The following is a 13,470-nucleotide window of genomic DNA, read 5'->3' as shown; positions in this document are numbered from 1 at the left end:
TGCGCATATTCCCTCAAGTCCGCTAAAGTTTTCCCGGCCCGCGACGACATAGTAACCAAGCGATACAACATCAAATACTGTGTGACGAGGTCCACCGCAATGAACGCCATGAGAGCGCTGAGCCAATACCAGAAGGTCGATTCCCATGCCCAGACATCCGAAGCCACGCCGCACCGTCTGGTGCAGATGCTGATGCAGGGCAGCCTCGATCGCATGGCCCAGGCCAAGGGCGCGCTGAGCCGCGGTCAGGTGGCGCAGAAGGGTGAGATGCTCGGCAAGGCCGTCGCCATTATCGGCGGCCTGCGCCAAGGGCTGGATGCCACCAAGGCGGCCAACGAACAGTCGGTCAAGGACCTCGATGATCTGTACGCCTACATGTCTGGACGCCTGACCGAAGCCAACATCAAGAACGATCCACAGCTGATCGACGAAGTCGCTCGCCTGATGATCACCGTCAAGAGCGGCTGGGATGCCATTGCCAGCCACGAATCGGCCCTGCCGGCCTGAGGAGTTCGTCATGAGTGCACTACAGCGTATTCAGCAGACTCGCCACGCTCTGGTAGACGCCATGCAGGCCGGAGACTGGGATGCGATCGGCGTACTCGACATCGAGTGCCGCGCTTGCGTCGACAGCGTGCTGCAGGAAGTCCCGGAAGACCCTTCCCAGCTGCGCAGCCACCTGGAAGATCTGCTCGAGGTCTACCGTCAATTACTCAACGTCACTCGTCTAGCGCGTCAGTCGGTTGTCGACGAAATGTCACAGTTCAACCAAGCGAAGAACGCTGCAAAGGTTTACCATCTGTTCCGTTGACAGCCATTGCGCCATAAATTTGACTAAGTCGATTTTTTTGCCTTTACTAGTGGCTGTTGTGATTCGTCTGGCGTCTGTTAGCTGAAACCATGGCCAAAAACGTCGAGAGCGCCCTCCGGGCTTCGAGTTGACTAGGGAAGTTGCTATTGCATGTGGCGTGAAACGAAAATTCTGCTGATCGATGACGATAGCGTTCGCCGCCGGGATCTGGCGGTCATCCTGAACTTTCTTGGCGAAGAGAACCTGGCCTGCGGCAGCGGCGACTGGCAGATGTCGGTCGACTCGCTGTCGTCCAGCCGCGAGGCGCTCTGCGTTCTGGTGGGTGACGTGTCTTCGGGCAATCTTGCCGGGCTGCTGAAGACCCTGGCCAACTGGGATGAATTCCTTCCAGTGCTGTTGCTGGGTGATCCAGGCGCCGTCGAGCTTCCCGACGACCTGCGTCGTCGCGTGCTCTCCCACCTGGAAATGCCGCCCAGCTACAGCAAGCTGCTCGATTCCCTGCACCGCGCCCAGGTCTATCGCGAGATGTACGACCAGGCCCGCGAACGCGGCCGTCAGCGTGAACCCAACCTGTTCCGCAGCCTGGTCGGCACCAGCCGCGCGATCCAGCACGTGCGGCAGATGATGCAGCAAGTGGCCGATACCGACGCCAGTGTGCTCATCCTTGGCGAGTCGGGTACCGGCAAGGAAGTGGTTGCACGTAACCTGCATTACCACTCAAAGCGTCGCGATGCGCCGTTCGTGCCGGTCAACTGCGGCGCCATTCCCGCCGAGTTGCTCGAAAGCGAGCTGTTTGGCCACGAAAAGGGCGCGTTCACTGGCGCGATCACCAGCCGCGCCGGTCGTTTCGAATTGGCGAATGGTGGCACCCTGTTCCTCGACGAGATCGGCGACATGCCTTTGCCGATGCAGGTCAAGCTGCTGCGAGTGTTACAGGAACGGACATTCGAGCGCGTGGGCAGCAACAAGACCCAAAGTATTGACGTGCGCATCATCGCCGCTACTCACAAGAATCTGGAAAGCATGATCGAGGTCGGTACGTTCCGTGAGGACCTGTACTACCGCCTGAACGTGTTCCCCATCGAGATGGCGCCGTTGCGTGAGCGGGTGGAAGACATTCCGCTGCTGATGAATGAGCTGATTTCGCGCATGGAGCATGAAAAGCGCGGGTCGATCCGCTTCAACTCGGCGGCCATCATGTCGCTGTGCCGCCACGGCTGGCCGGGCAACGTACGCGAGCTGGCCAATCTGGTCGAGCGCATGGCGATCATGCACCCGTACGGCGTCATCGGCGTGGGCGAGGTGCCGAAGAAATTCCGCTACGTGGACGACGAAGACGAGCAGTTGGTCGACAGCCTGCGCAGCGATCTGGAAGAGCGGGTGGCAATCAACGGCCATACTCCCGACTTCGCGTCCAGCGCCATGCTGCCGCCCGAAGGCCTCGATCTGAAGGACTACCTCGGCGGCCTGGAGCAAGGCCTGATCCAACAGGCGCTGGACGATGCCAACGGTATCGTCGCCCGGGCTGCCGGGCGCCTGCGCATCCGCCGTACCACGCTGGTGGAGAAAATGCGCAAGTACGGCATGAGCCGGCGCGAAGGTGAGGGCGAAGAGCAACAGGCAGACGATTGACGCCTGTGGCTGCAACGGCCGCTGCTTGCAAGGCAGCGGCCGCGCTTTACACCCCATCTGCTACTTCGTGTTAACCGCGCCAAGCCGCTGAAATCGCGGGCTTTAACCCAGCGCATCCGCCTCATTCTTTCCCCTGACTTGCGCCTTTGGAGTTCCATTCGGCACGGCTATTGCTTTTGCCCCTGTCACGATACCGTTTTTGACGGTGAGCCAAGTGAGAGAGAGCCATGCCACAGGCCGCTATCCAGCCGTCCGCTGCCCAGTCCCATCGCGACGTTTGCGCATCAGCAGCGCAGCCTGACAGCCGCCAGGGTCTGAATCAGGCCTTCGCTCTGTTCGACCAGATGTCCGATCGCCTGAGCGACTCCTACAGCCTGCTCGAAGAGCGTGTGGCAGCACTCAAGGGTGAGCTGGAAGTGGTCAGCGCGCAGCGCCTTGCCGAGCTGGCGGAAAAGGAACGCCTCGCCAATCGCCTGCAGAACCTGCTCGATCTGTTGCCTGGCGGGGTCATCGTCATCGATGGTCAAGGTCACGTACGTGAGGCCAACCCGGCAGCCCTGGAAATGCTGGGTGCACCGCTGGAAGGCGAGCTGTGGCGCGAGGTGATCGTGCGCAGTTTCGCGCCGCGCCGGGATGACGGCCACGAGATCTCTTTGATCGACGGGCGACGCCTGTCGATTGCCACGCGCTCGCTCGATGCCGAGCCTGGCCAGTTGGTGCTACTTACCGACCTGACCGAAACCCGTCGGCTGCAGAGTGAGGTGGCGCGCAGCGAGCGCCTGTCGTCGCTGGGCCGCATGATGGCTTCGCTCGCCCACCAGATTCGCACGCCGCTGTCGGCTGCGCTGCTGTACGCCAGCCACCTGACCGATAAGCCTTTACCGGTCCAGACCCAGCAGCGTTTCGCCAGCCGCCTCAAGGAGCGTCTGCACGAGCTGGAGCATCAGGTCCGCGACATGCTGGTGTTCGCCCGCGGCGAGCTGCCGCTTCCGGATCGCTTGGCGCCCAAGCAATTGCTGCAGGCTTTGCAGGCTGCCGCGCAACCCCATGTGCAGGACGTGCCTGTGCGTTGGCAATGCGACGGTTACGCCGGCGAGCTGCTGTGCAACAAGGACACCCTGGTGGGCGCCGTGCTCAACCTGGTGAATAACGCCATTCAGGCCAGCAGCGGTCAGGCCCGTCTGAAAATCCACCTGTATACCCGCGGCGATACGCTGCGCCTGTGCGTCAGCGACGACGGGCCTGGTATGGCGCCGGCGATCCTGGCGCGTCTGGGTGAGCCGTTCTTCACCACCAAGCCCACCGGAACCGGGCTCGGCCTGTCGGTGGTCAAGGCCGTTGCGCGCGCCCATCAGGGCGATCTGACCCTGCGCTCCACGGTGGGTCGTGGCACCTGCGCGACGTTGACCTTGCCGTTGGTGGCTCGGCAGGAAGGTATTCGATGAACATCAAGGTGCTGTTGGTCGAGGATGACCGTGCCTTGCGCGAGGCGCTGGGCGATACCCTGGAGTTGGGCGGTTTCGACTTCGAAGCGGTGACCTGTGCCGAGGAAGCGTTGCAGGCGGTGGCGCGTGAGCCTTTCGGCATTGTCGTCAGCGACGTCAATATGCCGGGAATCGATGGGCACCAATTGCTGGCCTTGCTCCGCGCTCGCCAACCGCAACTGCCGGTCCTGCTGATGACGGCCCATGGCGCGGTCGACCGAGCGGTGGATGCCATGCGCCAGGGTGCCGCCGATTATCTGGTCAAGCCGTTCGAACCGAGCGCGCTCCTCGACCTGGTGACCCGGCATGGCCGCGGTCTGATTGCGGCGGGCGCCGAGCAGGGGCCGGTGGCGCTTGAGCCGGCGAGCCAGGCTCTGCTCGAGCTGGCCGCGCGGGTCGCGCGCAGCGATTCCACGGTGCTGATATCCGGTGAGTCGGGTACCGGCAAGGAAGTGCTGGCGCGCTATATCCATCAACAGTCGAACCGCGCGCAGCAGGCCTTCGTTGCCATCAACTGCGCGGCGATTCCGGACAACATGCTCGAAGCCACCCTGTTCGGCCACGAGAAAGGCGCGTTCACCGGCGCCATTGCGGCCCAGGCCGGCAAGTTCGAGCAGGCCGATGGCGGTACCCTGCTGCTCGACGAGATTTCCGAGATGCCCCTGGGGCTGCAGGCAAAGTTGCTGCGTGTGCTGCAGGAGCGCGAGGTCGAACGTGTCGGCGCGCGCAGGCCCATTGCCCTGGACATCCGGGTCATCGCCACCACCAACCGCAACCTTGCGCAAGACGTCGCAGCGGGGCGTTTCCGCGAAGACCTGTTCTATCGGCTTTCGGTCTTCCCGCTGGCCTGGGCACCGCTGCGCGAACGGCCTGGCGACATTCTGCCGCTGGCCCGACGGTTGCTGGCCCGTCACGTCGACAAGATGAAGCACGCGCCCGTGCGCTTCGCGCCTGCGGCCGAACAGTGCCTGCTCGATCACCCCTGGCCGGGTAATGTTCGCGAGCTGGATAACGCCATCCAGCGTGCGTTGATCCTGCAGCACGGTAACCTGATCCAGGCCGCCGACTTCTGCCTGGCCGGGCCCGCCGGTGCAGTTGCGTCGTCACCGTTGAGCCTGGTGGAGCAGGCGCCCGCGCCTGTCGAGCCGCAGGCACTCCCCGGCGTGCTGGAGGACGATCTGCGCCGACGCGAATTCGAGATGATCATCGACACTCTGCGCAGCGAGCGGGGTCGGCGCAAGGAAGCCGCCGAGCGCCTGGGTATCAGTCCACGGACACTTCGCTACAAACTGGCCCAGATGCGCGATGCCGGAATGGATGTGGAGGCCAGTCTGTTCGCCTCTTGAAGGCCGTCCGATGAGCGACGGCCGGTGCGGTCATTTGTCGCCGCCGATCCGTTTCGCCACCCTGCGACTGCAACTGGCACCCTCCTTGCTACTACCTCTGTAGTGAATGCAGCAGTGTCAAAAAAACGCAGGTCGTCGCAGAGGGTTACCCATGAGCCAAGGTATTGAATTCAACCGCTTGATGCTGGACATGCGCGCCATGCAGGCGGACGCCATGGCCAGACCCAAGGCGGTTGCGGCACCGGAAGTCGGTGCCAGCAGCTTTGCCGATATGCTTGGCGGCGCGATCAACAAGGTCGCCGACGTACAGGGTGCCTCCAGCCAGTTGGCCACTGCCTTCGAGATCGGCAAGAGCGGCGTCGACCTCACCGACGTGATGATCGCCTCGCAGAAAGCCAGCGTCTCTTTCCAGGCCTTGACCCAGGTGCGCAACAAGCTGGTCCAGGCTTACCAAGACATTATGCAGATGCCGGTCTGAGGACGAATTGAGTCATGGCTGAAGCGACCACCGACAATCTTCCGGCCAAGAGCGGCAACAAATCGCCGCTCATGGGTCTGTCCGTCCTGCAGAATCTGTCACAGATGACCATGTTGCGTCAGGTCGGCCTGCTGGTCGGCCTGGCGGCCAGCGTGGCCATCGGCTTCGCCGTGGTCCTGTGGTCGCAGCAGCCCGACTACCGCCCGTTGTACGGCAGCCTGGCGGGCATGGACACCAAGCAGGTGATCGATACCCTGACCACCGCCAACATTCCCTACACCGTGGAGCCCAACTCCGGTGCCTTGCTGGTCAAGGCCGACGATCAGTCGCGTGCGCGCATTGCCCTGGCCTCGGCCGGCGTGGCACCCAGCGACGGCAATGTCGGCTACGAATCGCTCGACAAGGAGCAGGGCCTGGGCACCAGTCAGTTCATGGAAACCGCGCGGTATCGCCGCAGCCTGGAAGGTGAACTGGCCCGTACCATCGGTAGCCTGAACAACATCCGCGCTGCTCGCGTGCACCTGGCCATTCCGAAAAGCTCGGTGTTCGTTCGCGACGAGCGCAAACCCACCGCCTCGGTGCTGGTGGAGATGTACCCCAACCGTACCCTGGACGCCGGTCAGGTGGCGGCCATCGTCAATCTGGTGGCGACCAGCGTTCCGGAACTGAACAAGTCGAACGTGTCGGTCGTCGATCAGAAGGGCACGCTGCTCTCGGCGCAGCTGGAAGACAACGCATTGACCATGGCCGGCAAGCAGTACGACTACAGCCGTCGCCTGGAAAGCATGCTGACCCAGCGGGTGCAGAACATTCTGCAGCCGGTGGTGGGCAGCGATCGATTCAAGGCTGAAGTTTCGGCAGACCTGGATTTCAGCGCGGTCGAATCGACCTCCGAGCAGTTCAATCCGGACCAGCCGGCGTTGCGCAGCGAGCAGTCCACCACCGAGCAGCGTTCCAGCGGTTCGGGCCCTTCGGGTGTACCGGGGGCCTTGAGCAACCAGCCTCCGGGGCCTGCCACCGCGCCGCAGAATGCCGCTCAGGGGCAGGCAGCCGCAGGCGCCATCCAGCCGGGCCAGCCGCTGCTCGACGCCAACGGCCAGCAGATCATGGACCCGGCCACCGGCCAACCGATGCTGGCACCGTATCCGGCCGACAAGCGTCAGCAGTCGACCAAGAATTTCGAGCTGGACCGTTCCATCAGCCACACCAAGCAGCAGCAGGGTCGTCTGAGCCGGTTGTCGGTGGCGGTGGTGGTCGACGACCAGGCCAAGGTCAACCCGGCCGACGGTACCGTGACCATGACCCCATGGAACGCTCAGGAGCTGGCCCGTTTCACCCGCCTGGTGCAGGACGCCGTGGGCTTCGATGCCAGCCGCGGCGACAGCGTGACCGTGATCAACGTACCGTTTGCGCCCAATTCCGCCGAAGTCATCACCGAACCTGCGTTCTACAAGGAACCCTGGTTCTGGGACATCATGAAGCAGGTACTGGGCGTGGTGTTCATCCTGGTTCTGGTATTCGGCGTGCTGCGTCCGGTGCTGAACAACATCACCGGCGGTGGCAAGGGCAAGGCGGGCGATGCCGAACTCGGCGCCGCCGGCGCGATGGGCGGCGTGGCTGCCCTGGGCATGGATGGCGAGCTGGCCAACGATCGGGTCAGCCTGGGTGGACCGCAGAGCATTCTGCTGCCCAGCCCGACCGAGGGCTATGACGCCCAGTTGAATGCAATCAAGAGTCTTGTGGCCGAAGACCCGGGCCGAGTGGCCCAGGTCGTGAAAGAGTGGATCAATGCCGATGAGTAGTTCACAAGCCGTCACCCCCAAGCTGACCAAGGTCGACAAGGCCGCCATCCTTCTGCTGTCGCTGGGTGAAACCGACGCGGCGCAGGTGCTTCGCCACATGGGCCCCAAGGAGGTCCAGCGCGTAGGCGTGGCCATGGCGCAGATGCGCAACGTGCACCGTGAGCAGGTAGAGCAGGTGATGAGCGAATTCGTCACCGTGGTCGGCGATCAGACCGGTCTGGGCGTCGGCTCCGACAACTACATCCGCAAGATGCTGACCTCAGCGCTGGGCGAAGACAAGGCCAATGGCCTGATCGACCGCATCCTGCTGGGCGGCAACACCAGCGGCCTGGACAGCCTGAAGTGGATGGAGCCCCGCGCCGTGGCTGACGTCATTCGCTACGAGCATCCGCAGATCCAGTCGATCGTCGTGGCCTACCTCGACCCCGACCAGGCCGGCGAAGTGCTGGCGCATTTCGAGCACAAGGCGCGGCTGGACATCATCCTGCGCGTGTCGTCGCTCAACACCGTACAGCCGGCAGCATTGAAAGAACTCAACACCATTCTGGAGAAGCAGTTCTCCGGCAATTCCAACGCCACCCGGACGACCCTGGGTGGGGTCAAGCGCGCCGCGGACATCATGAACTTCCTCGACAGCTCGTCCGAAGGCCAGTTGATGGACTCCATCCGCGAAGTCGACGAAGAACTGTCCGGGCAGATCGAAGACCTCATGTTCGTCTTCAACAACCTCAAGGATGTCGACGACCGCGGTATCCAGGCGCTGCTGCGCGAGGTTTCCTCGGACGTGCTGGTGGTGGCGCTCAAGGGCGCCGACGAGGGTGTGCGCGAGAAGATCTTCAAGAACATGTCCAAGCGCGCGGCCGAGCTGTTGCGTGACGACCTCGAGGCCAAGGGGCCGGTGCGGGTCAGCGATGTCGAGTCGGCGCAGAAGGAAGTGCTCACCATTGCCCGGCGCATGGCCGAAGCAGGTGAAATCGTGCTCGGTGGCAAGGGTGGGGAAGAGATGATCTAATCATCCCTCTCCCAGACCTCTGTCGTGGAGGCCGGCTGCCCTGGGGTGGTCGGCTCCGAGCGACCCCACTTCGCACCCAGGCGTCAGGAATCGCAAGCCATGTCCCGCCCCACCCAAGAACCCGTCAGTGAACTGATTCGCGCCGTCGACGCGCGCAGTGCCGACCTGTGGGCGTTGCCCAGCTTCGATCCCGAGCGGCCTGCCGAAGAGGTGGTGCCGGAGCCCGTGTCGGTCGAGGAAATCGAAGAGGTGCCCCTCGATGAGGTGCAGCCCATTACCCTGGAGGAGCTGGAAGCCATTCGCCAGGAGGCCTACAACGAGGGCTTCGCTACCGGTGAAAAGGAAGGCTTTCACAGCACCCAGCTCAAGGTCCGTCAGGAAGCCGAAGCCGCGCTGGCTGGCAAGCTTGCCCAGTTCGACCGGCTGTTGGGACACCTGCTGACGCCTATTGCTGATCAAGATACCCAGATCGAGAAATCACTGGTCGAACTGGTGGGCCACATTGCCCGCCAGGTCATCCGCCGCGAGTTGGTGACCGATTCCAGCCAGATCGAAAAAGTCCTGCGCGAAGCGCTGAAGTTGCTGCCCATGGGCGCCAACAATATTCGCATCTTCATCAACCCTCAGGACTTCGAGCAGATCAAGTCGCTGCGCGAGAAGCACGAGGAAAACTGGCGAATCCAGGAAGACGACTCGCTACAGCCCGGTGGTTGCCGTATCGAAACCGAACACAGCCGCATCGATGCGAGCATGGAGACGCGCATCACCCAGGCCATTGCGCAATTATTCGATCAGTTGCACGAGCAGAACATGCACCCGGCCCCGGCCGACATCACCGTCGATCTGGACGCGCCCGATGAAGCTTGATCGCACCAGCTTCGGCAAACGCCTGGGCAGCTACGAGGCGGCCATCGACCTGCCGCGCCAGCCCATCGTCGAAGGGCGCTTGCTGCGCATGGTCGGCCTGACCCTCGAAGCCGAAGGGCTGCGCGCGGCCATGGGCAGTCGCTGCGTGGTGATCAACGACGACAGCGACCAGCCGGTGCAGGTCGAAGCGGAAGTCATGGGCTTCTCCGGCAGCAAGATCTACCTGATGCCCGTGGGCAGCGTCAGCGGCATCGCGCCCGGCGCGCGGGTGGTGCCGGTGGCCGATACCGGGCGTCTACCGATGGGCATGAGCATGCTTGGGCGCATCCTCGACGGCGCCGGGCGAGCACTGGACGGTAAGGGCGGCATGAAGGCCGAGGACTGGGTGCCGATGGACGGGCCCACCATCAACCCCCTCAAGCGCGACCCCATCAGTCAGCCGCTGGATGTCGGCATTCGCAGCATCAACGGTTTGCTGACCGTGGGCCGTGGCCAGCGTCTGGGCCTGTTCGCCGGTACCGGCGTGGGCAAGAGTGTGCTGCTGGGCATGATGACGCGGTTTACCGAAGCCGACATCATCGTCGTCGGCCTGATCGGCGAGCGGGGCCGCGAGGTCAAGGAGTTCATCGAACATACCTTGGGCGAGGAGGGGCTGCGCCGTTCGGTGGTGGTGGCGTCACCGGCTGACGAAGCGCCACTGATGCGCCTGCGCGCCGCCATGTACTGCACGCGCATTGCCGAGTATTTTCGCGACAAGGGCAAGAACGTCCTGCTGCTGATGGACTCGTTGACCCGTTTCGCTCAGGCCCAGCGGGAAATTGCCTTGGCCATCGGCGAGCCGCCGGCGACCAAGGGCTATCCGCCTTCGGTGTTCGCCAAGCTGCCCAAGCTGGTCGAGCGCGCCGGCAACGCCGAGGCTGGTGGTGGCTCGATTACCGCGTTCTATACCGTGTTGTCCGAGGGCGACGATCAGCAGGATCCCATCGCCGACTCGGCGCGAGGCGTGCTCGACGGCCACATCGTGCTGTCACGGCGCCTGGCAGAAGAAGGGCATTACCCGGCCATCGATATCGAGGCGTCGATCAGCCGGGTAATGCCCAGCGTGGTCAGCCCCCAGCACTTGGGCCAGGCACAACAGTTCAAGCAACTGTGGTCGCGCTACCAGCAGAGCCGCGACTTGATCAGCGTTGGCGCCTACGTCGCGGGCGGTGATCGCGAGACCGACCTTGCGATCGCCCTGCAACCGCAGCTGGTGCGTTACCTGCGCCAGGGCCTCAACGACAATGAAAGCCTACAGGCTAGCGCCGAGCGCCTGGCTGCGGTGTTCACGCCTGTGGCGCCGGGGTAAGCGCGGATGGCGATGAGTCGCGCAGCGCGCCTGGCTCCCGTGGTGGAGATGGCCGAAAGCACCGAGCGCAAGGCTGCCCAGCGCCTGGGTCATTTTCAGGGGCAAGTGAACCTGGCCGAAGCCAAGCTGGCGGAGCTCGAGCGTTTTCGCAACGACTATCAGCAGCAGTGGATCAACAACGGCAGCCGCGGTGTGTCCGGCCAGTGGCTGATGAACTACCAGCGCTTTCTCAACCAGCTGGAAACCGCTGTCGGCCAGCAGCGCCAGAGCCTTGCATGGCACCAGAACAACCTGAACAATGCGCGCGCCACCTGGCAGCAGGCCTATGCTCGTGTGGAAGGGCTGCGCAAGCTGGTCCAGCGCTATATCCTCGAGGCCCGGCAGTTGGAGGACAAGCGTGAGCAGCGCTTGCTTGACGAGTTGTCGCAGCGACTGCCCAGGCACGACAGCTTCTAGTCAGATTTAGTCAGTACCCTGTTGAACGCCCCGTCATGCAGTGTTAAACCTTGCCTGCACGGCACACCCAAGGAGCATTACTACATGGCTGTAACCCAGAGTTCGGTAAGCCACAGTTTCAATGGCGAAAACAATACGTCATCGATTGCCGTCAAGGGTCGATTCGACTTCAGCCTGCACCAGCAATTTCGTGAGAGCTACGAGCGCGAGGGCAAGTCCACCCGCTATGTCGTCGACCTGAACGAAACCACCTACATGGACAGCTCGGCACTGGGCATGTTGCTGTTGCTGCGCGACCACGCCGGTGGTGACCACGCCGATATCACGCTGTCGAACATTTCCTCCGACGTGCGCAAGATTCTGGCGATCTCCAACTTCGACAAGTTGTTCAAGGTCCCTTGAAACCGCCCGTCAATGAGGAAGCACTGACGGTTCTGATTGCCGACGACAACATGACCGACCGCATGCTGCTGTCGAGCATCGTGCGTCGGCAGGGACACGCGGTGATCACCGCCAGCAACGGTCAGGAAGCCATCGAACTGTTTCGCCAGCAACGACCGCAGCTGGTGTTGCTCGACGCCATGATGCCGGTGATGGACGGCTTCGAGGCGGCGCGCACGATCAAGCAATTGGCCGGCGAGGCGCTGGTGCCGGTCATCTTCCTGACGTCGTTGACCGAAGAACAGGCGCTGGTCCGCTGCCTGGACGCCGGTGGCGACGACTTTCTGGCCAAACCCTACAATCAGGTGATTTTGGCCGCCAAGATCAAGGCCATGGATCGCCTGCGCCGGTTGCAGGCCACGGTGCTGGAGCAACGTGATCTGATCACCCGTCACCATGATTACCTGCTCAACGAGCAGCGCGTGGCCAAGGCGGTGTTCGATCAGATCGCCCACTCCGGCTGTCTCGATGCGCCCAACGTGCGTTATCTGCAATCACCCTACGCGCTGTTCAACGGTGATCTGCTGCTCGCCGCCTATACACCGTCGGGCGACATGCATGTGCTGCTCGGCGATTTCACCGGGCATGGGCTACCGGCAGCGGTGGGGGCCATGCCGCTGGCCGAGGTGTTCTACGGCATGACCGCCAAGGGATACGGGCTGGCCGAGATCCTGCGCGAGATGAACGCCAAGCTCAAGCGCATCCTGCCGGTGGACATGTTCTGCTGCGCCACCCTGCTGCGCCTGAGTTTTCAGCGTTGCACCGTGGAAGTCTGGAACGGTGGCATGCCCGATGGCTATCTGCACCGCCAGGACGGCTCGAAGCGCGTGGCGCTGGTATCGCGGCATCTGCCGCTGGGTGTACTGCCAGCTACCCGTTTCGAGGACCAGACCGAAGTCTGGCCGCTGGCGCCGGGTGATCGGGTGCTGCTGCTGTCCGACGGCGTTATCGAAACGAGCAATGCGCAGGACGAATCCTTCGGGGTGGAACGGCTCGAACGGGTATTCGACACCCACAAGGACCCCGAGTCACTGTTCGAAGGCATCCTGCAGGCTCTCGAGGATTTTCGCGGTGAATCGCGCGACGACGTGAGCATGGTGCAGCTGGCCTTGATCGACGCCCAACGCCAGCCGCCGGCCAGCCTGATCTATTCCGACAGTGGTCAATCCAGTCCGCTCGACTGGTCGGCCATGTTCGAATTTCGTGCCGACACCCTGCGTCGTTTCAATCCGCTGCCTTACATCCTGCAACTGTTGCAGGAGATTCACGGCCTGCGCTCGCAGAGTGGTGAGCTCTACAGCGTGTTGGCCGAGCTATACTCCAATGCCTTGGAGCACGGGGTGCTGGAGCTCGATTCCGCACTCAAGCGCGACGCCGCTGGTTTCTCCCGGTATTACGCGCTGCGCAACGAGCGTCTGGCCGCTTTGGAAGACGGCTATATACGCTTACACTTGCAGGTACGTCCGCATGGTGTTGGCGGCGTGCTGCGCATCGTGGTCGAAGACAGTGGCAAGGGCTTCGATCCGGCCAAGGTGCTGGCCAGAGCGCCGAGCGTGCATGGGCTGTCGGGGCGCGGGGTCAACCTGGTCCGTCAGCTCAGCAGCAGTTCGGGGTGGGCGGAAGACGGATGCAGTGTCCACGTTGAATTTACCTGGGAGTCTCAAGCGTAACCGGCTTGATCAAGGAGCGAACAAGTGACTATCGAACATCTAGCTGGCGAACCGCTGACGGTGCACAAGCCCAGCCATGAACAGCCGGAAAAGCCCCATGTCGACCCTACGGCCCTGGCCGCT

13 protein-coding genes are annotated in these 13,470 nt (G+C 63.0%); all 13 read left to right on the top strand.

The features are described from left to right. Nucleotides 1-99: 99 nt before the first annotated feature. The 13 genes from fliS (at nucleotide 100) to AC788_RS01070 (ending at nucleotide 13,347) form a co-directional block, all read left to right on the top strand. Entirely contained in the window at nucleotides 100-507 is a 408-nt protein-coding gene (gene fliS, locus AC788_RS01130) for a flagellar export chaperone FliS (RefSeq protein WP_049858803.1), read from the top strand. A gap of 10 nt (nucleotides 508-517) precedes the next feature. Further along, a complete protein-coding gene (locus AC788_RS01125) occupies nucleotides 518-811 on the top strand; it encodes a flagellar protein FliT (protein ID WP_049858802.1) in 294 nt (97 codons plus the stop codon). Nucleotides 812-961: 150 nt separating this feature from the next. After that, entirely contained in the window at nucleotides 962-2,443 is a 1,482-nt protein-coding gene (locus AC788_RS01120; RefSeq protein WP_049858801.1) for a sigma-54 dependent transcriptional regulator, read from the top strand. 227 nt (nucleotides 2,444-2,670) lie between these two features. Next, a complete protein-coding gene (locus AC788_RS01115) occupies nucleotides 2,671-3,888 on the top strand; it encodes a sensor histidine kinase (protein WP_049858800.1) in 1,218 nt (405 codons plus the stop codon). Further along, nucleotides 3,885-5,273 (top strand): sigma-54-dependent transcriptional regulator, encoded by a 1,389-nt coding sequence (locus tag AC788_RS01110; protein WP_049858799.1) that lies wholly within the window; start codon nucleotides 3,885-3,887, stop codon nucleotides 5,271-5,273. Before AC788_RS01115 ends, AC788_RS01110 begins: the two co-directional genes overlap by 4 nt. Nucleotides 5,274-5,424: 151 nt before the next feature. Then, complete coding sequence (gene fliE / locus AC788_RS01105; protein WP_049858798.1) at nucleotides 5,425-5,751, top strand: flagellar hook-basal body complex protein FliE; 327 nt, start codon at nucleotides 5,425-5,427, stop codon at nucleotides 5,749-5,751. Nucleotides 5,752-5,765: 14 nt separating this feature from the next. Next, a complete protein-coding gene (fliF, locus tag AC788_RS01100) occupies nucleotides 5,766-7,553 on the top strand; it encodes a flagellar basal-body MS-ring/collar protein FliF (RefSeq protein ID WP_049858797.1) in 1,788 nt (595 codons plus the stop codon). Next, nucleotides 7,546-8,565, top strand: a complete 1,020-nt coding sequence (gene fliG, locus AC788_RS01095; RefSeq protein ID WP_043193255.1) for a flagellar motor switch protein FliG — start codon at nucleotides 7,546-7,548, stop codon at nucleotides 8,563-8,565. Before fliF ends, fliG begins: the two co-directional genes overlap by 8 nt. Nucleotides 8,566-8,664: 99 nt before the next feature. Beyond that, complete coding sequence (gene fliH / locus AC788_RS01090) at nucleotides 8,665-9,432, top strand: flagellar assembly protein FliH (RefSeq protein ID WP_049858796.1); 768 nt, start codon at nucleotides 8,665-8,667, stop codon at nucleotides 9,430-9,432. After that, nucleotides 9,422-10,780 carry a flagellar protein export ATPase FliI gene (fliI, locus tag AC788_RS01085; RefSeq protein ID WP_049858795.1) on the top strand — a complete coding sequence of 453 codons (1,359 nt, stop codon included), beginning with the start codon at nucleotides 9,422-9,424 and terminating at the stop codon, nucleotides 10,778-10,780. Before fliH ends, fliI begins: the two co-directional genes overlap by 11 nt. 6 nt (nucleotides 10,781-10,786) lie before the next feature. Next, nucleotides 10,787-11,236, top strand: coding sequence for a flagellar export protein FliJ (fliJ, locus tag AC788_RS01080; RefSeq protein WP_049858794.1), 450 nt, complete (start codon nucleotides 10,787-10,789; stop codon nucleotides 11,234-11,236). 84 nt (nucleotides 11,237-11,320) lie between these two features. Next, on the top strand, nucleotides 11,321-11,638 hold the full coding sequence (locus AC788_RS01075) for an STAS domain-containing protein (RefSeq protein ID WP_049858793.1): 318 nt from the start codon (nucleotides 11,321-11,323) through the stop codon (nucleotides 11,636-11,638). Further along, the gene (locus AC788_RS01070) at nucleotides 11,635-13,347 is read left to right on the top strand and encodes an ATP-binding SpoIIE family protein phosphatase (RefSeq protein ID WP_049858792.1); all 1,713 of its coding nucleotides are present in this window, start codon (nucleotides 11,635-11,637) and stop codon (nucleotides 13,345-13,347) included. The genes AC788_RS01075 and AC788_RS01070 overlap by 4 nt, the downstream gene beginning before the upstream one ends. Nucleotides 13,348-13,470: the final 123 nt, after the last annotated feature.

Origin of the sequence: Pseudomonas sp. RIT-PI-a (assembly GCF_001187875.1) — a bacterium.
Classification (GTDB): domain Bacteria; phylum Pseudomonadota; class Gammaproteobacteria; order Pseudomonadales; family Pseudomonadaceae; genus Aquipseudomonas; species Aquipseudomonas coleopterorum.
The sequence above is the reverse complement of the archived record's forward strand: the minus strand, read 5'-3'. Positions and strand labels throughout refer to the sequence as shown.